Genomic DNA, 24212 nt, shown 5'->3' on the forward strand with positions numbered 1-24212 from the left:
GCTGGGCCATGCCGGCCAGCTGGCCGGACTGCGCGGCAGTGGAGACCTTGAAGCTGCGGATCAGCTCCAGCAGGTCGCCGGTGTCATTGGCGAGAACGTCCGCCGATGCGGTGGTTTCCTCGGCCATGGCGGCGTTCTGCTGGGTGGCGGTGTCGAGCAGGTTCATGGCGCTGGAGATGCTGCGAAGCGTGGTATCCTGCTCCTGGGCGCTATGGGCGATCTTGGAGACCACGGCATTGGCGCTTTCGATCTGGCTGGAGATGCGCTTCAGCGCCTCGCCGGTCTGGGCGACCAGCTGCACGCCCTGGCCGACCTGGCCGGACGAGCGGGAGATCTGTGCCTTGATCTCCTTGGCGGCAGCGGCAGAGCGCTGCGCCAGTTCGCGCACTTCCTGGGCAACGACCGCAAAGCCCTTGCCGCTTTCGCCGGCCCGTGCCGCCTCGACGCCGGCATTCAGCGCCAAAAGGTTGGTCTGGAAGGCGATTTCGTCGATCACGCCGATGATCTTGGTGATCTCGGCAGACGATTGCTCGATGCCGCTCATCGCCGTAATGGCGCGCTCGACGATGGCGTCGCTCTGCCGGGCTTCTTCGCTCACCGATTTGACCTGGCCGGCCGCCTCGCGGGCACCGTCTGCCGTCTGGCGAACGGCCACCGTCAGCTCGTCGAGAGCCGCCGAGGTTTCCTCGAGATTGGCCGCCTGGCGCTCGGTGCGCTGGGCAAGCTCGCCGGAAGCCCGGCGGATCTCTTCCTTGCTGACGGCAATGTCATTGCCCTTCAGGTTGACGCGGCCCATGGCTTCTTCCAGCCGGGTCAGGGCTTCGTTGAAGTTGTCGCGCAGCGTCGAATATTTCGGGCCGAGATCGGCGCAGCGCACCGTCAGGTCGCCATCCGCCAGCTGCGCCAGCGACGCGCCGATGGTCGAGACGACGCGGGCCTGCTGGGCGGCTTCGGCCTGCTGCATGTCGATATTCTGCTGGCGCTCGGTGCTGATCGCCGCATCCTGCTCGGCCTGGCGTTCGGCCATGGCGTGGCGTTCGCGGATCTTCTGCTGCAGCGAGAGCGTGGCCTTGGCCATCATGCCCACTTCATTGCCCATGGCGGTGTGGGGAATGTCGATCGAGACATTCTCGTCGGCCACGGCCTCCAGCGAGCGGTGAATGGCCGCCAGCGGCGTGGTGATGCCACGGATGACGTAGAAGGCTGCTATCATGCCGGCAAGCAGCACCAGGGCGCCGATACCGGCGGCCTTCCAGACCATCCCGCGGATCTCCGCCTGCAGATCGTCGATATAGACGCCGGTGCCCAGAACCAGGCCCCAGGGCGCAAATGCCTTGGCATAGGAGCTCTTCAGGTAAGCGCCTTCCTTCTCGCCAGGCTTGGTCGAGCTGTAATAATCGACAATGCCGCCGCCTGCCTTGCCGATCGACACCATTTCGTCGCGAAACATGTGACCCGTTGAGTCAGGTTTGCCCTTGCTGCTTTCGCCGACCTTGTTGGCAACCGGATGGATGCGCATCACGACGTCGTAGTCGTAGGCGAAGACGTAGCCGTCGGGATTGTATTTGATCGCGCTGATCTGGCGGAAGGCCTGCTTCTGCGCCTCTTCGCGGGTCAGTTCACCCGACACTTCGCGGTCATAATAGCTCTGCATGGTCGACAAGGCGGATTCCACCTGCGACTGCAGCATGCCGTAACGCTCGGCATAGATCGCGTTGGTGGCAGATTGGATCTGGTAATAGACCAGGCCGGCCGCAGCAATGAACAGGCCGACGACCAATATAATCAATTGCCGTGAAATCTTTAAATTTTTCATCTTCGAAACCTCAGGCCACGACGGGCGCAAACGGAACTGGAGATGCGCACGATCATGGGGCGCATATCGGGGATAGAGTTCCGGTACCTGGGCTGGTCATGGCCATGGAACATTCCGGCATGGCCAAACTATCAAGCAATCAAAAATCAAAGCTTAAAATTTGTCAAATTTTTCGCGCTTCATGTAGATTACGAATCGCTACATGAACATAAGCTGAATATCGGAAATATATGCCAGTTTATACTCGAAGCTTATGGGTTTATTCCTTGTGCAAGATTAATCACAAAGCCGCCAGTCGCAACGGACGGCTTTGTTCAACTCATGAGGGCTTGACGAAGGCTCAGCTGGCCCGACGCATCGGCTGGGCCATGCCGGCCAGCTGGCCGGACTGCGCGGCAGTGGAGACCTTGAAGCTGCGGATCAGCTCCAGCAGGTCGCCGGTGTCATTGGCGAGAACGTCCGCCGATGCGGTGGTTTCCTCGGCCATGGCGGCGTTCTGCTGGGTGGCGGTGTCGAGCAGGTTCATGGCGCTGGAGATGCTGCGAAGCGTGGTATCCTGCTCCTGGGCGCTATGGGCGATCTTGGAGACCACGGCATTGGCGCTTTCGATCTGGCTGGAGATGCGCTTCAGCGCCTCGCCGGTCTGGGCGACCAGCTGCACGCCCTGGCCGACCTGGCCGGACGAGCGGGAGATCTGTGCCTTGATTTCCTTGGCGGCAGCGGCAGAGCGCTGCGCCAGTTCACGCACTTCCTGGGCAACGACCGCAAAGCCCTTGCCGCTTTCACCGGCCCGTGCCGCCTCGACGCCGGCATTCAGCGCCAAAAGGTTGGTCTGGAAGGCGATTTCGTCGATCACGCCGATGATCTTGGTGATCTCGGCAGACGATTGCTCGATGCCGCTCATGGCGCTGATGGCGCGCTCGACGATGGCGTCGCTCTGCCGGGCTTCTTCGCTCACCGATTTGACCTGACCGGCTGCCTCGCGGGCACCGTCTGCCGTCTGGCGAACGGCCACCGTCAACTCGTCGAGGGCCGCCGAGGTTTCCTCCAGATTGGCGGCCTGGCGCTCGGTGCGCTGGGCAAGCTCGCCGGAAGCGCGGCGGATCTCTTCCTTGCTGACGGCAATGTCATTGCCCTTCAGGTTGACGCGGCCCATGGCTTCTTCCAGCCGGGTCAGGGCTTCGTTGAAGTTGTCGCGCAGCTCGCCGTATTTCGGGCCGAGATCGGCGCAGCGCACCGTCAGGTCGCCATGCGCCAGCTGCGCCAGGGACACGCCGATGGTCGAGACGACGCGGGCCTGCTGGGCGGCTTCGGCCTGCTGCATGTCGATATTCTGCTGGCGCTCGGTGCTGATTGCCGCATCCTGCGCGGCCTGGCGTTCGGCCATGGCGTGGCGTTCGCGGATCTTTTGCTGCAGCGACTGGGTGGCCTTGGCCATCATGCCCACTTCATTGCCCATGGCGGTGTGGGGAATGGTGATTGCGGTATTTTCGTCGGCCACGGCTTCCAGCGCCTTGTGGATCGCGTTGAGTGGCTGGGTAATGCCGCGGATCACGAAGAAGGCGGCGCCGAGGCCGAGAACGAAGACCACGAGGCCAACGGAGATCGCCTTGAAGATCGAGGCATTCACTTCTGCCTTCAGGTCGTCTGTATAGAGGCCGGTCGCCACCACGATTTTCCAAGGCTCGAAGGTCTTGCCGTAAGCGGCCTTGGCAAAGCTATAGTCATCCACCGGATGGCCGGGCTTCGGGCCGATGAACTCGACATAGCCGCCACCGTTCTGGCCGAGGCGGACCAGTTCGTCACGATAGGCATAACCATTCGGATCACCCTTGCCTTTGTTGCTCTGTCCCACCGACTTGGATGTCGGATGAAACACCAGAACCACGTCATAGTCGTAACCGAAGAAATATCCGTCCGGATCGAACTTCAACTTGTTCAAGGTGGCGAACGCCTGCGTCTTGGCATCCTCCAGCGACAGTTCGCCGGTCTGCACCCGATCGTCATAGGTCTTCATGACGGAGATGGCCGTTTCGACCTGCGTCCTCAAAAGCTCGTAGCGCTGATGATAGATCGCCTCGGACGAGGCGCGCACCTGGAAGAAGGTTGCAACAGCGAAAGCTGCCATCAGACCGCCGACAATCAGGATCAGCTGCATCGATATTTTCAGATTTCTCATTTCGCCTCACAGACATGGGTCGTCGGCCGGCGGATCTCGAACGCTGAGGTGCACGCCGTTGCAACCGAAAATGATTTCAGCGCTTCCTGCGCGTATAACGGTGCTACATCGCACTTGAGCGAAGAGAATTGCAGAATATTCTAAACAAATATCTAAAGTAATCCTAATGCATGGATCGTATCGTCAGAGACAAAACAAAAAGAGCCGCCGGATATTGATCCGGCGGCCCGTGCTTGATTTGCCGAGACTTGGTATTCGCTGGCCATGCGCATCTTCTGGGCCATAGCCCGGTGGTGAAAAGAAATGCGCCCCCGCTTTTGAGGGCGGAGGCGCATCTGCCCGCTTTGCAGCGGAACCCCTACAGCCCGGATCGTATGGCTGGGTGGGGCAGGGAATGGGGCCTTTTACGGCAGCCGAAGCGTGAAGTTCGAAGGGCGGAGAGCAGCCGGTGGCGCGCCCATCGCCGGGGGGGCCGGAGGGCCCATGCTTGGTGCGCCCATGTCGGCCCGTGTCGGCCGCGCCGTGACCGCCGACGTGGTGGCGGCCGGGTCGATGCCGTCGCCGTTGAGGCCCTTGATGCCATTGGTGGCCAGCATGCCGCCTTCGGCCAGCCAGCCGTCAGCCTTGCTGATGAACACCACCGGCGAGCCGCCCATCCAGGCCTCGGTCCGGCGCATGGTCGCCACGCCGTCGACATCGTGGATCTCGACCGTCTGGGTGCCCGTGGCAAGGTTCGGCACGATATAGCTCGGTTTGCGGGTATCGGCAGCCAGCGCCGGGCAGTCGCTGCAGCGCAGGGTCACGATACTGTGGCTGCTGCCGGTGGCCGGCGTGACGAATTCGATGGACGATGCCAGCACCGGACCGCTGCTCAAAACGGCAAGGGCTGTCAGGATCAGATGGCGCATCAACTCTACTCCGCTTGATTGTCAAGCTGAAGAATAGCGTGCAGTTGTTTCCATCCCGTCAGGGAGACCGGTAAATTTTGAACTAATCGTCGTTTTAATCCCGGCTTGGGGCGGGTGGCTCAAACCAGGCCAGGATGGGACTGGGGTCTCAGGCCTTTTCCCGCGCCACGGCGCGCCAGCCGATATCGCGTCGGCAAAAGCCGTTGTCCCAGCGCACCCCGTCCACAAGCCCGTAGGCACGGGCCTGCGCCTCTGCCACGGTGGCGCCGGTCGCGGTGGCATTCAAGACGCGGCCGCCGGTCGCCACCAGCGCGCCGTCCTTCATGGCTGTGCCGGCATGAAACACCTTTGCACCTGCGGCCTCGGCCGGCAGGTTGCCGATCGGCGTGTTCTTGGCATAGCTGCCCGGATAGCCCTTGGAGGCCAGCACGACGGTCAGCGCCGGATCGTCGCTCCACTCCGCCGTCACCTGGTCCAGCGTGCCGGTCGCCGAGGCATGAAGCAGCGGCAGCAGATCGCTTTTCAGCCGCATCATCAGCACCTGGCATTCCGGATCGCCGAACCGCACATTGTATTCGATCAGTTCCGGCCCCTTTTCCGTGATCATCAGGCCGGCGAAGAACACGCCGGAAAACGGCATGCCGCTGTCGGCCATGCCGCGCATGGTCGGCTCGATGATCTCCGTCATGGTCCGCTCGACCAGTTCCGGCGTCATGACCGGCGCCGGCGAATAGGCGCCCATGCCGCCGGTATTGGGTCCGCTATCGCCATCGCCAACCCGCTTGTGGTCCTGGGCGGTGGCCAGCGGCAAAAGCGTCTTGCCGTCGCAGAGACAAAAGAAGCTCGCCTCCTCGCCATCCAGAAACGCCTCGACCACGACTTCCGCGCCGGCCGCTCCAAAAGCGCCCTCGAAACAATCGTCGACGGCGGCCAGCGCCTCCTCGACGGTCATCGCCACGGTCACGCCCTTGCCGGCCGCCAGGCCGTCGGCCTTGATGACGATCGGCGCGCCCTGTTCACGGATATAGGCCTTGGCCTTCGGCGCATTGTTGAAGCGCTGATAGGCGCCGGTCGGGATATCATATTTGGCGCAGATATCCTTGGTAAAACCCTTGGAGCCTTCCAGCTGGGCGGCCGCCGCCGACGGGCCGAAGGTGGCAATGCCGGCTGCGCGCAGCACGTCGGCCAGCCCCGCCACCAGCGGCGCTTCCGGGCCGACCACCACGAAGTCGATCGCCGTGTCGCGGCAAAACGACAGCACGGCGGCATGGTCGTCGGTATCGACAGCGGCAATCGTGGCATGCTCGGCAATGCCGGGATTGCCAGGGGCGGCATAAAGGGTCGTCAAGAGGGGCGATTGCGCCAGCTTCCAGGCGAGCGCATGTTCGCGGCCGCCCGATCCGATCAACAGAACTTTCATCGCTCGCCCTCTCAATGCCGTGGTCACCGGCGGTTAAGGGCAGAGCGGCGAAAGGTCAAGAGGAAAGGCCCTGCGAGCCGGGCACGGCCGCCGATGCAGGTCCGGCGGGGCGCTGCCGGAGCCGGTTCTTCCACAGCGACAGCAGCAGATGGCGCGATGGTTTCTCGATGGCGTGGTAGCTGAGCGTCGCGACGCCAAGACTGGCGGCCAGGAAGAGCACGGCGCGCAGCCAGCCGGGCACACCTTCGGGCAGGGCGGCCATGGTCAGGTAGCCGATCGGCATGTGGAACAGATAGAGCGAAAAGCTGATCTTGCCGGCAAACCGCAGCGGTGGCGAGGACAGCACGGCCCTGGCAATCGGCGCTTCGCAGGCCGTCAGATAGACGATGATCGTGGCGATCAGCGCGGTCGAGGTTCCCCAGAACGGTCCCGGCGAGACAAAGACATTCTTGGCGAGGAAGAAGAAGGCGATCAGGCCGAGAGCCGCAAGCCCCGCGGAGGCGGTGTTCGGGCGAAACCAGCCGGTCGAAAACAGCCGTCCGGCCAAGGCGCCGAACAGGAAATAGGGGATCTTCGACAGCAGCACGATGCCGGGGCCGGGAAAGCCGAGATGCTGGGCCACCACGAAGCCGACCAGCAAGGCCGCGATCAGGCCCTGTCGCCGGCCCGGATGTTCGAAACACAGCCACAGCAGAAGAAAGAAGAGGTAGAACTGGATCTCCGGCGGCACCGACCAGAACACGCCGGTCGAGCCGATCATCGCCAGGTGGCGGACGATCTGCACGGCGCCGGTGATCGGTTGCGCATAGGTGAAACCCGGAAGATACGAGAGAAAGATGACGAAGAGAATGGCAACCAGATAGACCGGATAGATGCGCACGAAGCGATGCACGAGATAGTCGCTGACCGCCTCTCGGGTAAAGGCCTTCGAGCCGTAGAGATGGGCCATCAGGAAGCCGCTCAGCGCAAAGAACAGCGCCACCGATTCGTCGCCGATATGCAGGCCGGGGATGCCGACGCCCAGCATCAGCGACAGATGGGACAGCACGACGGCAAAGGCGGCCAGCCCTCGCAGCCCGTCAAGGCTCTGGATATAGGCGCTTCGTTCCATGCGTCACTCGCTTAGCGATCAGGATGGCTTGGATGATCTTGTTTTGATCTGTTCCGGACAATCATTACGAGCAGGACGTAAAGAATGAGCGCCTTTATGTGGTTAACGCTCCGTCTCGATGGGTGGAGGGCGGTGGATGAGCGCTTTCTTGTGGAGCTTGCTGCTTTGCTGTTGTCTTGCCATCTTGTCTGACTACAGTCCGCCGGCATTTTCCAGAAGGAAGTCCTATGGCTGACGACAGCAAATCCATCGCCGCGATCATCGCCTCCGAGATCAACGCCCGGCCCGAGCAGGTGGTCGCAGCGGTGGGGCTTCTCGACGAGGGCTCGACCGTTCCGTTCATCGCCCGTTACCGCAAGGAAATCACCGGCGGGCTGGACGATACGCAGCTGCGCAATCTCGCCGAACGGCTGACCTATCTGCGCGAGTTCAACGCCCGGCGCAAATCCATCGTCGAATCGATCACCAGCCAGGGCAAGATGACCGATGAGCTGATGGGCAAGATCTTCAAGGTGGTCACCAAGGCCGAGCTTGAGGACATTTATCTGCCCTTCAAGCCCAAGCGCCGCACCCGCGCCGAGATCGCCCGCGAAAAAGGCCTCGGTCCCCTTGCCGAAGCGATTCTCGCCGACCGCAGCTCGGATCCGGTGAAGCTCGCAGAGGCCTATCTCAAGGACGAGGTGCCGGACACCAAGGCGGCCCTGGAAGGCGCCCGCGACATCATCGCCGAAGGCATGTCGGAAAATGCCGATCTGCTGAAGACGCTGCGCACCTATCTGAAGGACAAGGCCTTCCTCTATTCCAAGGTCGTTGCCGGCAAGGAGCAGGCCGGCGAAAAATTCGCCGACTATTTCGATCATTCCGAGCGCTGGGCAACCGCCCCCGGTCACCGGGCGCTGGCCATGCTGCGCGGCTGGAACGAGGAAATGCTCACCTTGTCGATCGAGGCCGACAAGGACGATCCGGCGCCGATCAAGCCGGCCCACCGCACCATCGCTGCGGCCTACCAGATCGGCCAGAAAGGTCCCGCCGACCTCTGGCTGATGGAGGTGGCCGGCTGGACCTGGCGGGTCAAGCTCTCCATGTCGCTGTCGCTCGACCTGATGCGCGACCTGCGCGAGCGGGCGGAAGAAGAGGCGATCCATGTCTTTGCCCGCAACCTGAAAGACCTGCTGCTGGCGGCTCCTGCCGGCTCGCGTCCGACCATGGGCCTCGATCCGGGCATCCGCACCGGCGTCAAGGTGGCGGTGATCGACGGCACCGGCAAGGTGCTCGATACCACCACGGTCTATCCGTTCCCGCCGCGCAATGACATTCGCGGCGCGCAGGCCGAGCTTCTGGCCCTGGTGCGCAAGCATAAGGTGGAGCTGATCTCGATCGGCAACGGCACCGGCAGCCGTGAAACGGAAAAGCTGGTCGCCGACATGCTCACCGACCTGCCGGCCCCCAAGCCTACCAAAGTCATCGTCTCGGAGGCCGGCGCCTCGATCTATTCCGCCTCGCAGGCCGCCGCCACCGAGTTTCCCACTCTCGACGTGTCGCTGCGCGGCGCCGTCTCGATCGCCCGCCGCCTGCAGGATCCGCTGGCCGAACTGGTCAAGATCGAACCGAAATCGATCGGCGTCGGCCAGTACCAGCACGATGTCGACCAGGCCCGGCTCGGCCGCTCGCTCGATGCCGTGGTGGAAGACGCGGTGAACGCCGTCGGCGTCGATCTCAACACGGCGTCCGCGCCGCTTTTGGCCCGCGTCTCCGGTCTTGGCGGCTCGATCGCCGAGGCGATCGTCAACCATCGCGACCAGGAGGGGCCCTTTGCCACCCGCAAGGACCTGCTGAAGGTCGCCCGCCTCGGCAACCGCACCTTCGAGCAATGCGCCGGCTTCCTGCGCATTCCGAACGGCAAGGAGCCGCTCGATGCCTCCTCCGTGCATCCGGAAGCCTATGGCGTGGCCAAGAAGATCGTCGCCGCCTGTGGCCGCGATCTGCGCTCGCTGATGGGCGACAGCGTCGCGCTGAAGGCCGTCGATCCGCGCAAGTTCGTCGACGAGCAATTCGGCCTGCCGACCGTCAAGGACATCCTCGCCGAACTCGAAAAGCCCGGCCGCGACCCGCGCCCGAGCTTCAAGACCGCAACCTTTGCCGAGGGGATCGACGAGATCACCGACCTGAAGCCGGGCATGTCGCTGGAAGGCACCGTCACCAATGTCGCCGCCTTCGGCGCCTTCGTCGATATCGGCGTGCATCAGGACGGCCTGGTGCATGTCTCCCAGCTCGCCGACCGCTTCGTCAAGGACCCCCATGACGTGGTCAAGGCCGGGGATGTGGTCCGGGTCCGCGTCGTCGAAGTGGACGTCAAGCGCAAGCGCATCGCGCTCACCATGCGCAAGGACGGCGGCGAGGCGGAAGCGCCCTCGATGCGCGATCCGCGCGGCTCCGCCAATGCCATGCGCCACGCCAGCGCCAAGCCGGCCGGAAAACCGGAAGCGCCCGCCATGGGCGGCCTGGGTGCGGCGCTGGCCGAAGCCATGCGCAAGAAGTGAATGTCCAGGGCTGGCGCGGCGAGAGTCGATGCCGGCTCTTTTGGACAATGCTCATATGACGCAGCGCCTCTTGCTTGCAGATGGAAACGGGGTAGTTTTTGAAGGAGCTTCTGCAAGACACCGTTTTCAGGCACAGGTGTATGGATGGCCTCTTCTCTGCGTCGCATGCTGGCAAGGATCATCAGGACTGGGACGCTGGAGGTCACCGGCGCGGATGGGCGAAGGCAGAGGTTCGGCGATGGCACGGGCGGCGTGGTGGCGATCCGTTTTTCTGATGACGGCGCCGAGCGCGAGATTGCAGCCGATCCGCAGCTGAAGCTCGGCGAGATCTACATGCAGGGCCGCCTGACCTTCGACAGCGGCGACATCTACGATCTGGTCGCCCTGGTCAAATCCAACACGCTGGCCGAAGACCTGACCTTCGGCATGATCTGGCGCGGTGTGGCGCGGCTATTGCTGGCCCGCCTGAAAAGCCTGCTGCCGGTCAATCACAACCGGGAAAACGTCGCCCATCACTACGATCTGAGCGCGAAACTGTTCGATCTGTTTCTCGATGCCGACTGGCAATATTCCTGCGCCTATTTCCACCCGCCCGGCATTTCGCTTGATGCGGCGCAGGTCGCCAAGAAACGCCATATCGTCGCCAAGCTGCTGCCCGAGCCCGGCCAGCGCGTGCTGGAGATCGGTTCCGGCTGGGGCGGCATGGCCATGTATCTGGCGGAATCGTCCGGTGTCCATGTTAGCGGTATCACGCTCAGCGAAGAGCAGCTGAAGGTGTCGCGCCTGCGGGCCGAAAAGCGTGGCCTGACGGGGCGGGTACGCTTCGACTTGCAGGACTACCGCACCCTGAAGGACGAGCCCTACGACCGGATCGTCTCGGTCGGCATGTTCGAACATGTCGGTCCCGCCCATTACCGCGACTATTTCGCCAAGGCCGCAGAATTGCTGAAGGACGACGGCGTGATGCTGCTGCATTCGATCGGCCAGCCCTATCCGGCGCGGGTCAACAATCCGTTCTTCGAGAAATATATCTTTCCGGGCGGCTATATCCCTTCGCTTGCCGAAGTCCTGCCGGCCATCGAGGCATCCGGCCTGCTGGTCCGCGACATCGAGATCCTGCCCTGGCACTACGCCCATACGCTGCGTCATTGGCGGCAGCGTTTCCTGGCGCGGAAGGAGGAGGTTCTGGTCCTTTATGACGAGCGTTTCGTGCGCATGTGGGAATTCTATTTGGCTGCTTCCGAAATGGCCTTCACCCATGAGAATTTCTTCATCTTCCAGATCCAGCTGGCCCGCAACAATTCTGCGACGCCGGACAATCGCGGCTATATTGCCGAGCGCGAAAAAGCGCTTACCGCTTTCGATGCCACCCGGCCGCCCCTGGAAAAAGTGGTGTTCTAGCCATTGTCTTGAGCCCCGCAGGCGATAGGGTGGTGACATCGCGGATTAGCCGGATGGAGGCCCTATGGACGTCGGACATGACACAAGCCAGCTCGAAATGGTCGTGCTGATGACGCCCGACATGGCCAATTTCAGCGGCAAGGTGCATGGCGGCGCGCTGCTCAATCTGCTCGACCGCGTCGCCTTCTCCTGCGCCTCGCGTTATTCCCAGCAATATGCCGTGACGCTGTCGGTCGACCAGGTGGTTTTCCGCCAGCCGATCCATGTCGGCGAACTCGTCACCTTCCGCGCCGCGGTCAACTATGCCGGCCGCACCTCGATGGAAATCGGCATCCGGGTCGAGGCGGAGACCATTCGAACCGGCGAGCGCCGCCACACCAATTCCTGCTATTTCACCATGGTGGCCGTCGATGCCGAAGGCCGCCCGACACCCATTCCCGCCTATTCTCCCAAGACCGAGATCGCGGAGCAGCGCCTGCGCGCCGCCGAAGTCCGCCGCAGCCTGCGCCTGGAATTCGAAGCCCGCTTCAACGCCGCCGCCGCTGCGCCGAAGGGGTGAGCGGCGAGGGAGGCCGGAGGCCGGCATGAGGCGGGTTTTCCGACCTGCAACGGGTGGCAGATCTGTTCCATTTCCCAAGACTTTGTTCTAACACTCTGACCATGGACACAACAGACGAACATGCCGGGCGCGTTGCCGACGCGCCTTCCGACAACTGGGTCTACCGGGTGCTGCCGCGCTCCGCCTGGCCCTATGCGCAGCTGGCGCGCTGGGACAGGCCGATCGGCTGGCAATTGCTGCTCTGGCCGTGCCTGTGGTCCTCGGCGCTCGCCGCCAATGCGCTGGCTGCCGATGGCCGGCTGGATGTCGCGCTGTTCGTCGGTCAACTCGTGCTGTTCTTCATAGGAGCGGTGGCGATGCGCGGCGCCGGTTGCACCTATAACGACCTGGTCGACCACAAGATCGATATGGAAGTGGCCCGCACCCGCTCGCGGCCGCTGCCGTCCGGCCGGGTCAGCCGCGTTCAGGCCAAACTGTTCGTCGCCGTGCAGGCCCTGGTCGGCCTTGCCGTGCTGTTGTGCTTCAACCTCTTCACCATCGTGCTCGGCATCCTGTCGCTCGCCATCGTGGCGATCTATCCGTTTGCCAAGCGCTTTACCGACTGGCCGCAATTCTTCCTCGGCCTGGCCTTTTCCTGGGGCGCGCTGATGGGCTGGGCCGGCCTGACCGGGTCCCTGTCTGTCGCCGCCGTGCTGCTCTATGGGGCGGCGATCGCCTGGACCATCGGCTATGACACCATCTATGCCCACCAGGACACCGAGGACGATGCGCTGATCGGCGTGCGCTCGACGGCCCGCCTGTTCGGCGACAACACAAGGCAATGGCTGGTCGGCCTCTATGGCCTGACGCTCGTGCTGCTGCTGTTGTCCTTCCTGTTTGCCGGCGTCGGGCTGCTGGCCTATCTCGGCCTGGCTGTCGCCGCCGTGATGTTCGCCTACCAGATTGCCGTGCTCAACATTCACGATCCGGCCCAGTGCCTGGCGCTGTTCAAGTCCAACGGCCGGGTCGGCGCCATCCTGTTTGCCGGCCTGCTGCTCGCTTTGCCATTTGCCTGATCCCTTCTCAAAGATCTGACTGCGCCTCATAGGGGGACCGGCCGCGTCAGGCCTGTTGTCTTTCAGCCCAAAATAGGGTACCCCCCTATACTATGAGCCATACCATCAAGCACAAGACCAAGCTGCTGGCCCGCATCCGCCGGATGAAGGGGCAGATCGAGGCGATCGAGACCGCGCTGCTCGTCGAAGCGCCCTGCGGCGACATTCTCAACATGGTCGCCTCGGTGCGGGGTGCCGCCACCGGGCTGACGGCGGAACTGATCGAGGACCACATTCGCGAGCATGTGGTCAATCCGGACCGGGAGGAAGACGCCGACCGGGCCAAGGGTGCAGCCGATCTCATCGAGGTCATCAGGAGTTATCTGAAATGAGCGACCATCATCACGACGGCCATTCCCATTCCCATCCACATCCACATCCACATTCCCATCCGCAGGCCGGCGCCAGGCGCCTGGTTAGCCGCCACGACCACATGTTCCTCGGCGACGACCACGAGCGCAATGCGCGCCGCACCTGGATCGTCATCGCCATCACCGCGACGATGATGGTGCTGGAAATCATTGCCGGCTCTCTGTTCGGCTCCATGGCGCTGACGGCCGATGGCTGGCATATGGCAACCCATGCCGGCGCCATCCTGATCGCAGCGCTTGCCTATCACTATGCCCGCCGCAATGTCGGCAATCCGGATTTCACCTTCGGGACCGGCAAGTTCGGCGATCTGGCGGCCTTCGCCAGCGCCATCATCCTCGGCATCGTGGCGCTGCTGATCGGCTGGGAAAGCCTGATGCGGCTCAGAGCCCCCGTGTCGATCGATTTCAACGAGGCCATCCTGGTGGCGGTGCTGGGCCTTGCGGTCAACCTGGTCTGCGCTTGGCTGCTGAAGGACGACCACGGCCATCATCATGGCCACGGGTCTCAAGCTCATCATCATGGCCACGGGACTAATCCTCATCATCATGGCCATGGGTCTCCGACCCATCACGCTGCCGGCACCCATAGCCACGATCATGATCACGAGCATGATCATGACGCGCGTCACGACCACGCCAACCACAGCCGAGACGATCACGCCGGCCGCGACCAGAACCTGCGTGCCGCCTATCTGCATGTGCTGGCCGATGCGCTGACCTCGGTTCTTGCCATCGCGGCGCTGGTGGCCGGCACGATCTACGGCTGGCTCTGGCTCGATCCGGTGATCGGCATGGTCGGAGCGCTGGTCATCGCCCACTGGTCGATCGGCCTGATCCGCGATTCCGGTGCCGTGCTGCTCGACCGGCTGCCCTCCGGCGATCCTCTCTCCGGCGAGATCCGCGATATCCTGGAGAAGGACGGTGCCGAGATCGCCGATCTGCATGTCTGGCAGCTCGGTCCCGGCCACCACGGCGCCATCGTCTCGCTGAACGACGCGGCTCCGCGCGCCCCGTCCTATTACCGCGAACGGCTGGCACCGCTGAAGAACCTGTCCCATGTGACGGTCGAGGTGGAGCTGAAAAGCGCCTGAGGCGCATATCGACACAAAAGAAGAACCCGGATCGGCTGTCGCTGATCCGGGTTTTGTCGATTTGGGATAAGCTGCGGGGACCAGTTCAGGTCCGGGCGATGATTTCCTTGCCGGAAATCTTCATCGTCACGCCAAGGCTGCCAGTGGCGCGGCGCACCAGGAAGCGCGGCCGGCGATCGGCGAAATAGGAATGCCGGCGGCGCGGCTTGGCGGCATGTGCCCGGACATCGCCGAGATGCTCCTCGAGCGGCCGGGCAACGCCATCGGCCTCGATCATCAGCATGGGAATGCGGAAGGCGTCCGACCAGCCGCGCCAGTCGGCGGCAATGTCGCAAAGGTCGTGGGCAACCAGAAGCGGAATGCACAGGTCGGGATCGTCGTGATGCAGTTCCAGGGTCACGGTCACCTCGCCGTCGCCATGGTCGATCGCCCGGGCAGCCACACCCTTGAAAGCGCGGGCCGGCAGGGCGAAGGACAGCGGCAACCCGCTGGAGGGGAGGATCTTGCGCAGCACGGCGCCGCGCTCGTCGATCGTTATGGTGACATCGCCGGTCGCCTCGCGCAAAGCGTAAGTGACCTGTTGCGGAAAGCGCTTCGGGTCGAGCCGCAACGTTGCGCCTGCCCATGCAGGCTTCATAACGGTGTTTGTCATCAATAATACCCTTGTTTTACCTCGAGAGCCTGTTGGCCTACTCTTCGGGACTTTTCGTCCTCTGAGGGTCAAGATAGCGGCGCGCCCTTCCAGACAGCTTAAAAATCGCGGTTAAAAAAACTTTGCTATCTCAAATGGTTAGCAAATTGGCGCGGATAACGGTTTCGAACTGGTGAACATGATTCGCAAAGTTCGAACGATCGACCTTGCGAAAAGCCACGGACAAGCCTCGCAGCAGATACTCCGCGGGCCGGTCCGTAAGCCCAAGGGAAACGCACGAACAATGGTCTCCACCTATCTGAGCTATGATCTCGTCGCACGTGATACGAAGGCCAGCCTTGAGCGTGTCGCGACGAGCTCCCAGGTCCAGCGGGATGCCGCTTATTACAAGGAGAATATCGGCAAGGTCACCACGGTCGATGAATTCCTCGACGACTACCAGCTCTATTCCTATGCGATGAAGGCCCATGGTCTCGAAGAGATGACCTATGCCAAGGCCTTCATGAAAAAGGTGCTGGAAAGCGATCTGTCCGACGAGAACAGTTATGCCAACAAGCTCTCCGATGACCGCTATCGCACCTTTGCCACCGCGTTTACCTTTTCCACGGCGACCACCGATGCCCAGTCGGACAGCCAGGAAGACGAGATGATCGGCCTCTACAAGCAGGCGCTGACCGACGAAAGCACCGAGATCGAGGCGGAAATCGCCTATTACGACGAGGCCGTCGACAATGTTCAGACGGTCAGCGACCTGCTCGACAATTCGCGGCTGCGCAATTTTGTGCTCGATGCCTTCGAGCTCGACAGCACCTATTACTCCGTCGACTTTCTGACCTCGGTCCTGACCAGCGATGTCAGCGACCCCGCAAGCTTCGTCAACCAGGCCGGCAATGAGGACTATGTCTCCCTGGCGTCGGCGTTCAGTTTTAATGCCGACGGCACCATTTCCGGCACCACGGCCCAGACCGCCGCGCAGAAGACCTCGGTCGAGGATCTTTATCTTGAGGTCGTGCCGTCCTACACCATCCCCTATGTCGCCGAGCGCGAGAAAGCCTATTACGAATCGAAAATCGGCACGATCACCAATGTCGACGAGCTGACCAATGACAGCCGGCTGTTCAACTACGTCAAGACGGCCTTTCAAATGCCGGCGAGCACCTTGAAGGCGACCTTCTCCAATATCGTCACCAGCGACCTCACCGACCCCAACAACTATGCCATGCAGCAGGGCGGCTCGGCCTATACCAGCATCGCCGCGATGTTCAATTTCGAGACGGATGGCACGGTTGCCGCCGGTTCGGCGCAGAGCGCCACCCAGCTGGAGCGTACCAATACGGGCTATCTCAGCCACTATGACGATGCCGATCAGGAAGATCTGGACGATCTGGTGGATTACTATTCAACCCAGATGGGAACCGTCGAAACGGTCGACGACCTGCTGGGCAACACGAAAATGTACGCCATGCTGCTCAAGGCCTATGATCTGGAGGATGGCGAGGTCTCCAAGGCCAATCTGCGCCGAGTCCTGACCAGCGACCTCACCGACCCCAAGAGCTATGCCAACAAGAGCAAGGACGAGCGCCTGATCAGCATGGCCAGCGCCTTCAATTTTTCCTCCGAAGGCGATGCAACGGCGCCGCTTCTCGCCCAGTCGCAGATCGCCATTACCGATATTGCCAAGAGCTATATCGTCAACAAGACCCGCCTGCTGGAGGATCCGGAGCTGACAACGGCAAAGACCGCGGCGACCGAGGAATCCACCTATTACCAGGAAACGGTCATCGGCATCCGCACGGTCGAGGAACTGCTGGAGGATCCCAGACTCGTGGATTTCCTGCTGGTGTCCAAGGGGCTCGATCCCGAGGAGGTCGACGACGACTTCATGGAGCAGCTGTTCGCCTCGGATCTGGAGGATCCCGACAGCTTTGCCAATAGCCAGGCCGACGAGCGCTATGCCGAGATCGTTGCTTCCTTCAATTTCGACAGCGAGGGCAACCTGACATCCGACACGGTCGGCACGGTCCAGCAGCGCGGTGCCGTCCTGGAGACGCAGAATCTCTATCTGCACCAGACCATGGAAGAAGAGCAGGGCGAGAGCAATAACGGCGTTCGTCTGGCGCTGTACTGGGAACGCATGGCGCCGACCATCAACTCGGCCTACGATATTCTCGGCGATACGGCGCTTCTGGAGACCTTCCGTACCGCCTTCGGCTATACCTCGGATTTCAGCAGCCTGGATATCGACAAGCAGGCCGCACTGGTCGAGAAGAACCTTGATCTTGAGGAATTGCAGGATCCGGACAAGGTGAAGAAATTCCTGCAGCGCTTCACCTCGATGTATGACATCGACAATGTCGACACCACATCGGGAGCCTTGAGTGTCCTCAGCGGCAACGGTTCGGGCGGCATCAGCGCCGACCTGCTGCTGTCGATCTCGCAGCTCAAAAGCGGCTGAGGCGGGGCGTTTGAACGATCCTTAAGGCTTGCTGCCCGGAAATCGGTTGAATCAGACCTGCACGGTCTGCGGTTTTACGGCATCGCCCTGCCGTGAACTGGCCTCATGCGGTGTGAACTGCTATAGATAGTCCCAATGCGGATGTGTTGAGGAGCGCGATCAATGGCCGACGGGCGCAGAGAGTCTCAGGATTTCGTGGGCATGCCGGAGGAGGTTTACGACGACCTCCTGAAGAGATCGCGCCAGGTGTCGCCGGATACGGCCCAGAGCATTGATCAACATCGAAAGCTCGTTCGGCAAGAACGCGCTGAGCGCCGACAGTCCGAATCGGGGATATCCGCGGACGTCTGATGAAGCTCGATCCTGCGACAAGGCGCGACTTTCACAGAATATACGCCCATCATGAGCATCACAGTTCGGCGGACAATGCGCAGGCGATTGAAGACGCGCTCTACGAGGATGTCGCAACTTGCGATAGCCTGCAAACAGCAAGATACCGAGCGCTGACCTATAAGCGGGTCCGAAATGGCTATCGCCTCTTCTTCGTTGAGATCGCCGGCATCAACATCATCTACGCGATCTACCACCAACGGGAAGATTGGCAGACTTTGATCTCCGATCGCCGCGTCGGGTTGGATGAGGTGTAGGACCTGCTGCTGTCGATCTCGTCGCTCAAAAGCGGCTGAGGCGGGGCGTTGGAAAAACTTTAGAATCGTTCAAATTTACGGCCGGGCGGCTCTTGCTTGGCCTTTTCTTTTCCGCTATCGATATATCCATAGAGATATATCGATCGTTAAAAAAATGGAGAGTATTTCATGAGAAACGCTTCCCGGCGCGGCTTTTTCGCGCGGCTTCTTGTCATTGCCTCGTCCTTGGTTCTCGCGCCGGTGTCGACCGTGCTGGCGGGCGAACCCGTCACCGTCTTTGCCGCCGCCAGCCTGAAGGACGTGCTCGGAACGATCGCCGAGGACTGGAAGAGCGAGACCGGCGGCACCGTCGTCCTGTCCTTTGCCGCCAGTTCCGCCCTTGCCAAGCAGATCGAGGAGGGCGCTCCGGCCGATCTGTTCATCTCCGCCGATCTCAAATGGATGGATTACCTCGCCAAGGCCGACCAGCTGGTGGCCGATACCCGCACCGACTTGCTCGGCAACCGCATCGTGCTGGTCGCCCCCGCCGAAGCGACCGCGACCGTTCATATCGAAAAGGGCTTTCCGCTGGCCGATCTGCTCGGCGGTGGCCATCTGGCCATGGGCAATACCGACGCGGTGCCGGCCGGCGTCTATGGCAAGGCGGCGCTGCAGGCGCTCGGGGTCTGGGACAGCGTCAAGGACAAGGTCGCCCAGGCCGAAAACGTCCGCGCTGCCCTGCTGCTGGTATCGCGCCAGGAAGCGCCGCTCGGCATCGTCTACGAGACCGATGCCAAGGCCGATCCGAAGGTCAAGGTGCTCGACCGCTTCCCCGAGGACAGCCATCCGCCGATCATCTATCCGGCCGCCGTTCTGAAGCAGGCGAAAGGCCCCGAAGCCCGGGAATTCCTTGCCTATCTGCAGTCCGCCAAGGCCCATGCCGTGTTCACCGATGCCGGCTTCACCGTGTTGAGCAAGACCAACTGAAGCAGGCGACGCGTGATCCTGACGGACCAAGAAATCACGGCAATGCTGTTGAGCCTGAAGGTGGCGGCCACCGCCGTCGCCTTCTCGCTGCCGCTCGGCATTGCCACCGCCTATCTGCTGTCGCGGCGCGACTTCTGGGGCAAGACGCTGCTGAACGGGCTGGTTCATCTGCCGCTGATCATGCCGCCGGTGGTGACCGGCTATCTGCTGCTCTTGAGCTTCGGGCGCAAGGGCGCGATCGGTGCCTTTCTTGATCAATGGTTCGGCCTGGTGTTTTCCTTTCGCTGGACAGGTGCGGCACTGGCTGCCGCCGTCATGGGCTTCCCGCTGATGGTGCGCGCCATCCGCCTGTCGCTCGACGGCGTCGACCGGCGGCTGGAAACCGCAGCATCGACGCTCGGCGCCAATCCGCCATCGGTCTTTGCCACCGTCACCCTGCCGCTGATCCTGCCGGGCATTTTTGCCGGCTCCGTGCTGGCCTTTGCCAAGGCCATGGGCGAATTCGGCGCCACCATCACCTTCGTCTCCAACATTCCCGGCGAAACCCAGACGCTGGCCTCCGCCATCTATACCTATACCCAGGTCCCCGGCGGCGACGCCGCGGCGCTGCGGCTGACGGCGATTTCGATCGCCCTTTCGCTGGCAGCCCTGGTCGGATCGGAAGTGCTGGCGCGCCGCATGGCGGCAAGGCTGGGCGCACCATGACGCTGCAAATCGACATCCGCCATCGCCAGGGCGCCTTCGACCTTTCGGCCGAGGTCGAGGTCGGAGCAGGGCTGACGGCCCTGTTCGGCCCCTCCGGCTCGGGCAAGACGACGCTGGTCAACCTCGTGGCCGGCCTGGTCCGGCCCGACGAGGGGCGCATTACCTTTTCCGGCGAGGTCTGGAGCGACCAGCGCTCCGGCATCTTCGTACCGCCGCATCGCCGCCGCATCGGCTATGTCTTCCAGGAAGGCCGGCTGTTTCCGCATCTGACCGTGCGCGGCAACTTGGTCTATGGCACCCGCTTTGCGCCACGCCACGAGCCGGGCGAAACCCTCGACCGGGTCGCGGCCCTGCTGCGCATCGCGCCCCTGCTCGACCGCCGCCCGTCCCATCTCTCCGGCGGCGAGAAGCAGCGCGTCGCGCTCGGCCGGGCGCTGATGGCAAAACCCCGCCTGCTGCTGATGGACGAGCCGCTCTCGGCCCTCGACAATGACCTGAAGGCCGCCATCCTGCCCGATATCGAGCGCATCCGCGACGAGGCCGGCATTCCCATCCTCTATGTCAGCCATTCCGTCGAGGAAGTGACGCGGCTCGCCACCCGGGTTCTGGCCATGAGCGCCGGCCGGACGGTGGCGATCGGCACGCCGGACGAAATCCTCCATGTCGTGCCGCGCGCCTCCGGCGACCTCAAGGCCGGCAGCTTCCTGCATGCCATCGTCACCGGCCACAGTTCGGAAGAAGGGCTGACCTTTGCCGAATGCCGGGCCGGGCCGCTGTTCCTGCGGTTGACCGACATTGCCGTCGGCAGCCATATCCGCGCCTTCGTGCCGACCAGCGAAATCGTCCTGTCCACCTCCCTGCCGGCCGGCATCTCGACGCTCAACCGTCTGCCCGGCACGGTCGAGGAAATCGGCGACGCCGGCGCCACCATCATCGTCTCGATCGATTGCAACGGCGCCCGTCTGCTGGCCAAAACCCCCCGCCGCTCCGCCGCCAATCTCGAACTGGCCCACGGCTCGCCGGTGCACCTGCTGTTCAAAACCGTCTCGATCGCCGCCGAAGGCATTTTCCGCACGCCGTAGCGGGTTGGGGGGAGAGCGGGATTGTGTCCGCATCCGACAGAGCAAGTTCGCCCCCCTCTGTCACTCCGTGACATCTCCCCCTCAAGGGGGGAGATCGGCCGTCAGCTTGGTGCCCTCACACTCTCGTCCAGTGTCTTGCCACCACCGTGGAGTGATCGCGGCAGCGGCTCCATCCGATCTCCCCCCTTGAGGGGGAGATGCCCGGCAGGGCAGAGGGGGGTAAGCCGCAAATCGCAGCGGTCCTGTCGATTACCGTGATGCGCCTTTGGACCGATTCTCTCAGACTTTACTCCCCGTCCACCCCCTTGGCCGCCGCCTGAAACCCCATGTCCACGGCGGCGTCGAGCCAGGCGATATCGGCCTCCAGCACGCGCCGGCTCTCGGCCTCCATATGCCGGGCGCGGGCGAGAAGGGCGGTGCCGAAGTCGGTGAGGCCTGCGCCGCCGCCGCTTTTTCCGCCGTGCCGGGTGAAGATCGAGGGCTCGAGGAACATCCGGTTGGTCTCGTCGGCCAGAAGCCAGGCGCGGCGATAGGACATGCCGAGGGCGGCACCGGCCGCCCGGATCGAGCCGTGTTCGGCAATCCCGGACAGAAGCGCGATCTTGCCGGGTCCGAGCCGCACCCCATTGGCAAAATCGATCCTGAGCGTCACCCGCGTCGGCTTGTTGCTCATGGCTTTCTCGTCATAGCTGGCCGACAGGCGTGCCGGTCATCTGGCCTGTCACCTTGCCCGGATTCATGATGCCGGCCGGGTCGAAGGCCCGCTTGATGCGGTTCATCAGTTCCGTCTCGATGGCCGGTCGGCTGCCGATCAGCTCGTCGCGCTTCAGCTGGCCGACGCCGTGTTCGGCCGAAATAGAGCCATTGTATCTGTGCACGATGGCATGGACGATCGCATTCACCTCGCGCCAGCGGCCGATGAATTCTGCCTTGTCGGCCCCGACCGGCTGGCTGATATTATAGTGGATATTGCCGTCGCCGAGATGGCCGAAGCCGCAAATGCGCGCCCCCGGCACGGCGGCCATCACGGCGATCTCGGCCTCGCGCATGAAGGCCGGCACGGCCGAGACCGGCACGGAGACGTCATGCTTGATCGAGCCGCCCTCGGGTTTCTGTGCATCCGACATGCTCTCGCGCATGTGCCAGAGGGCCGCGGCTTGGGCCTGCGAGGCGGCGATCACCGCATCCTCGATCAGTCCGTCCTCAAAACCCTGTTCCAGCAGCGCCTGGACCATGACCGACGCGGTATCGGCCGAGTCCGACGTCGAAATGTCGATCAGCGCATACCAGGCATGGGGGTTTTCCAGCGGATCGCGCACGCCGGGAATATGCCGCGTGGTGAAGTCCACGCCGATGCGCGGCATCAGCTCGAAGCCGGTCAGCGCCGTGCCGCAGAGATTGGCGGCCCGCTCGAACAGCGCCAGCGCGTCCTCGGGCGATTTCAAGCCGGCAAAGGCCACCTGATGGCCGAGCGGCCGCGGATGCAGGCGCAGCACGGCGCCGGTGATCACCCCAAGCGTGCCTTCCGCGCCGATGAACAGGTCGCGCAGGTCGTAGCCGCTATTGTCCTTCTTCAGCCGCCGCAACCCGTCCCAGATCTCGCCGGTCGGCAACACCACTTCCAGCCCCAGGCACAATTGCCGCACATTGCCATAGGCCAGCACCGCCGTGCCGCCGGCATTGGTCGACAGGTTGCCGCCGATCCGGCACGAGCCTTCCGAGCCGAGCGACAGCGGAAACAGCCGGTCGATCTCTTCGGCGGCTTTCTGGATATCGGCAAGGATGCAGCCGCCATCGGCGACGATCACATTGGCCACCGCATCCACTTCGCGAATGCGGTTCATGCGCTCCAGCGACAGCACGATGTCCTGCCCGCCGTCGCGCGGCACCTGGCCGCCGACCAGGCCGGTGCGCCCGCCGGCCGGCACGATCGGCGTGCCGGTCTCGCTGGCAAGGGCAAGGATGGCGGAGACTTCGGCTGTCGAGGCCGGTTTGAGCACCAGCGGCGAGGCGCCGTGATAGAGGCCGCGGTTTTCGGTCAGATAGGCGGCAATGCCGGAGGTCTCGGTGACGGCATTGGCCACCCCGACAATGGCGACGAACCGCGCCATCAGTTCTGACGGATATCCGGCCTGGCTCATGCTCATTCCTCGTTATTGTTGCGTGCGTTATGGCCTTGGGGCGGCGGCGCGCTGCAGCCGGTCGTTGATCGCCTCGCCAAGCCCGGTCTGCGGGATCGGCGTGACGGCAATCCGCCCCGTGCCGCTGGCATCCGCGGTCTTCAGATAGTCAAACAGATTGGCGGCCGCTTCTGAAAGGTCGCCGGAAGGGCTCAGATCCAGCACCAGCCGCGCCACCTCGAAACCGTCCGGCAGCACTCCGGCAAAGGTGATCAGCGCATCGCCCGGATCGACGTGCGCCACATCGAGCCGCACCGCCGCATCCGGGGCATAATGGGAGGCGAGCATGCCCGGCGCTTCGATCGTCGCATGGCTGCCCACCGGCCGGATGACGGCAAGCCCGGTGGCCGCCTCGATCGCCTCGGCCGAAAGCCCGCCCGGCCGCAGCATGCGGATCGTGCCACCTTCCACTTTCAGAATGGTCGATTCGACGCCGACCGGCGACGCGCCGCCGTCGAGGATGAGCGTGATGCGCTCGCCGAGATCGGCGGCCACATGGGCCGCGCTGGTTGGGCTGATCTTGCCGGAAGTATTGGCGCTCGGGGCTGCCAGCGGCCGGTCGAAGGCGCCGATCAGCTCAGCCGCAAAGCCGCGCGGCACGCGGATGCCGACCGTGTCGAGCCCGGCGCTTGCCAGCGGATGGATGGTGCTGCCTTGTTTCAGCGGCAGGATCAGGGTGAGGGGGCCGGGCCAGAACCGTTCCGCCAGCCGGCGCGACAGCGGATCGAACACCGCATAGCGCTCCGCCATCGCAAGATTGGCCATATGGCAGATCAGCGGATTGAAGCGCGGCCGTCCCTTGGTCTCGTAGATGCGGGTGATCGCCGCCGGATTGGTGGCATCGGCCGCCAGGCCATAGACGGTCTCGGTCGGGATCGCGATCGGCAGGCCGGCCGACAATTCGGCGATGGCCGCGTCGATGGCTGCCTGCCTGTCGCTGTCGATGGAGATGTGCCGTGCCATTCTTGCCTGAACCTTGGACCTCGGCCGTCCATAGCGCGTCTTGGCCCGTAGGATCAAATTGTTTCGCCAGAA

At 63.2% G+C, this 24212-nt stretch carries 20 protein-coding genes; 11 read left to right on the forward strand and 9 right to left on the reverse strand.

Annotated features, from left to right (window positions below; genetic code table 11):
* The 5 genes from HGO38_RS25640 to HGO38_RS25660 all read right to left on the reverse strand — a co-directional run.
* A partial coding sequence (locus HGO38_RS25640) for a methyl-accepting chemotaxis protein (RefSeq protein ID WP_250958646.1) occupies positions 1-1816 on the reverse strand: 1816 nt, incomplete at its 3' end.
* Positions 1817-2156: 340 nt separating this feature from the next.
* Entirely contained in the window at positions 2157-3995 is a 1839-nt protein-coding gene (locus HGO38_RS25645; protein WP_250958647.1) for a methyl-accepting chemotaxis protein, read from the reverse strand.
* Positions 3996-4399: 404 nt separating this feature from the next.
* Positions 4400-4903: a plant virulence effector HPE1-like domain-containing protein gene (locus HGO38_RS25650; RefSeq protein WP_250958648.1), complete on the reverse strand. Its 504-nt coding sequence runs from the start codon at positions 4901-4903 to the stop codon at positions 4400-4402.
* Positions 4904-5051: 148 nt separating this feature from the next.
* The gene (gene purD / locus HGO38_RS25655; protein ID WP_250958649.1) at positions 5052-6323 is read right to left on the reverse strand and encodes a phosphoribosylamine--glycine ligase; all 1272 of its coding nucleotides are present in this window, start codon (positions 6321-6323) and stop codon (positions 5052-5054) included.
* A 55-nt stretch (positions 6324-6378) separates the two neighbouring features.
* A complete protein-coding gene (locus HGO38_RS25660) occupies positions 6379-7434 on the reverse strand; it encodes an acyltransferase family protein (protein WP_250958650.1) in 1056 nt (351 codons plus the stop codon).
* A 227-nt stretch (positions 7435-7661) separates the two neighbouring features.
* Between HGO38_RS25660 and HGO38_RS25665 the strand changes: the two genes are divergently transcribed.
* The 6 genes from HGO38_RS25665 (at position 7662) to dmeF (ending at position 14490) form a co-directional block, all read left to right on the forward strand.
* Positions 7662-9974, forward strand: coding sequence for a Tex family protein (locus HGO38_RS25665; protein ID WP_250958651.1), 2313 nt, complete (start codon positions 7662-7664; stop codon positions 9972-9974).
* A gap of 144 nt (positions 9975-10118) precedes the next feature.
* Positions 10119-11375, forward strand: a complete 1257-nt coding sequence (locus tag HGO38_RS25670; protein ID WP_250958652.1) for a cyclopropane fatty acid synthase — start codon at positions 10119-10121, stop codon at positions 11373-11375.
* Positions 11376-11439: 64 nt separating this feature from the next.
* Positions 11440-11934, forward strand: a complete 495-nt coding sequence (locus tag HGO38_RS25675) for an acyl-CoA thioesterase (RefSeq protein WP_250958653.1) — start codon at positions 11440-11442, stop codon at positions 11932-11934.
* A 101-nt stretch (positions 11935-12035) separates the two neighbouring features.
* On the forward strand, positions 12036-12989 hold the full coding sequence (gene ubiA / locus HGO38_RS25680; protein ID WP_250958654.1) for a 4-hydroxybenzoate octaprenyltransferase: 954 nt from the start codon (positions 12036-12038) through the stop codon (positions 12987-12989).
* Positions 12990-13081: 92 nt separating this feature from the next.
* Positions 13082-13360, forward strand: coding sequence for a metal/formaldehyde-sensitive transcriptional repressor (locus tag HGO38_RS25685; protein ID WP_250958655.1), 279 nt, complete (start codon positions 13082-13084; stop codon positions 13358-13360).
* Entirely contained in the window at positions 13357-14490 is a 1134-nt protein-coding gene (gene dmeF / locus HGO38_RS25690) for a CDF family Co(II)/Ni(II) efflux transporter DmeF (protein WP_502941632.1), read from the forward strand. Before HGO38_RS25685 ends, dmeF begins: the two co-directional genes overlap by 4 nt.
* Positions 14491-14575: 85 nt before the next feature.
* Here dmeF and HGO38_RS25695 read toward each other — a convergent pair whose 3' ends face one another.
* Positions 14576-15142: a DUF6101 family protein gene (locus tag HGO38_RS25695; protein WP_250958656.1), complete on the reverse strand. Its 567-nt coding sequence runs from the start codon at positions 15140-15142 to the stop codon at positions 14576-14578.
* 283 nt (positions 15143-15425) lie between these two features.
* On the opposite strand from HGO38_RS25695, the gene HGO38_RS25700 reads away from it, so the two are divergent.
* The 5 genes from HGO38_RS25700 to modC all read left to right on the forward strand — a co-directional run bounded on the left by HGO38_RS25700 (position 15426) and on the right by modC (position 20997).
* Positions 15426-17597 (forward strand): DUF1217 domain-containing protein, encoded by a 2172-nt coding sequence (locus tag HGO38_RS25700; RefSeq protein ID WP_250958657.1) that lies wholly within the window; start codon positions 15426-15428, stop codon positions 17595-17597.
* Between the two features lie 350 nt (positions 17598-17947).
* Entirely contained in the window at positions 17948-18244 is a 297-nt protein-coding gene (locus HGO38_RS25705; protein WP_250958658.1) for a hypothetical protein, read from the forward strand.
* 168 nt (positions 18245-18412) lie between these two features.
* Positions 18413-19210, forward strand: coding sequence for a molybdate ABC transporter substrate-binding protein (modA, locus tag HGO38_RS25710; RefSeq protein WP_250958659.1), 798 nt, complete (start codon positions 18413-18415; stop codon positions 19208-19210).
* Positions 19211-19222: 12 nt separating this feature from the next.
* On the forward strand, positions 19223-19915 hold the full coding sequence (gene modB / locus HGO38_RS25715; protein ID WP_352230511.1) for a molybdate ABC transporter permease subunit: 693 nt from the start codon (positions 19223-19225) through the stop codon (positions 19913-19915).
* Positions 19912-20997: a molybdenum ABC transporter ATP-binding protein gene (gene modC / locus HGO38_RS25720; protein WP_250958660.1), complete on the forward strand. Its 1086-nt coding sequence runs from the start codon at positions 19912-19914 to the stop codon at positions 20995-20997. The genes modB and modC overlap by 4 nt, the downstream gene beginning before the upstream one ends.
* Before the next feature lie 286 nt (positions 20998-21283).
* Here modC and HGO38_RS25725 read toward each other — a convergent pair whose 3' ends face one another.
* Genes HGO38_RS25725 through HGO38_RS25735 form a run of 3 tightly spaced genes read right to left on the reverse strand, consistent with a single transcriptional unit; the run spans position 21284 to position 24140 of the window.
* Entirely contained in the window at positions 21284-21670 is a 387-nt protein-coding gene (locus HGO38_RS25725) for a winged helix-turn-helix domain-containing protein (RefSeq protein WP_250958661.1), read from the reverse strand.
* A gap of 10 nt (positions 21671-21680) precedes the next feature.
* Positions 21681-23138 (reverse strand): FAD-binding oxidoreductase, encoded by a 1458-nt coding sequence (locus HGO38_RS25730; RefSeq protein WP_250958662.1) that lies wholly within the window; start codon positions 23136-23138, stop codon positions 21681-21683.
* 27 nt (positions 23139-23165) lie between these two features.
* On the reverse strand, positions 23166-24140 hold the full coding sequence (locus HGO38_RS25735; protein WP_250958663.1) for an L-threonylcarbamoyladenylate synthase: 975 nt from the start codon (positions 24138-24140) through the stop codon (positions 23166-23168).
* Positions 24141-24212: the final 72 nt, after the last annotated feature.

Source organism: Rhizobium sp. CG5 (assembly GCF_023701945.1).
Taxonomy (GTDB): domain Bacteria; phylum Pseudomonadota; class Alphaproteobacteria; order Rhizobiales; family Rhizobiaceae; genus Allorhizobium.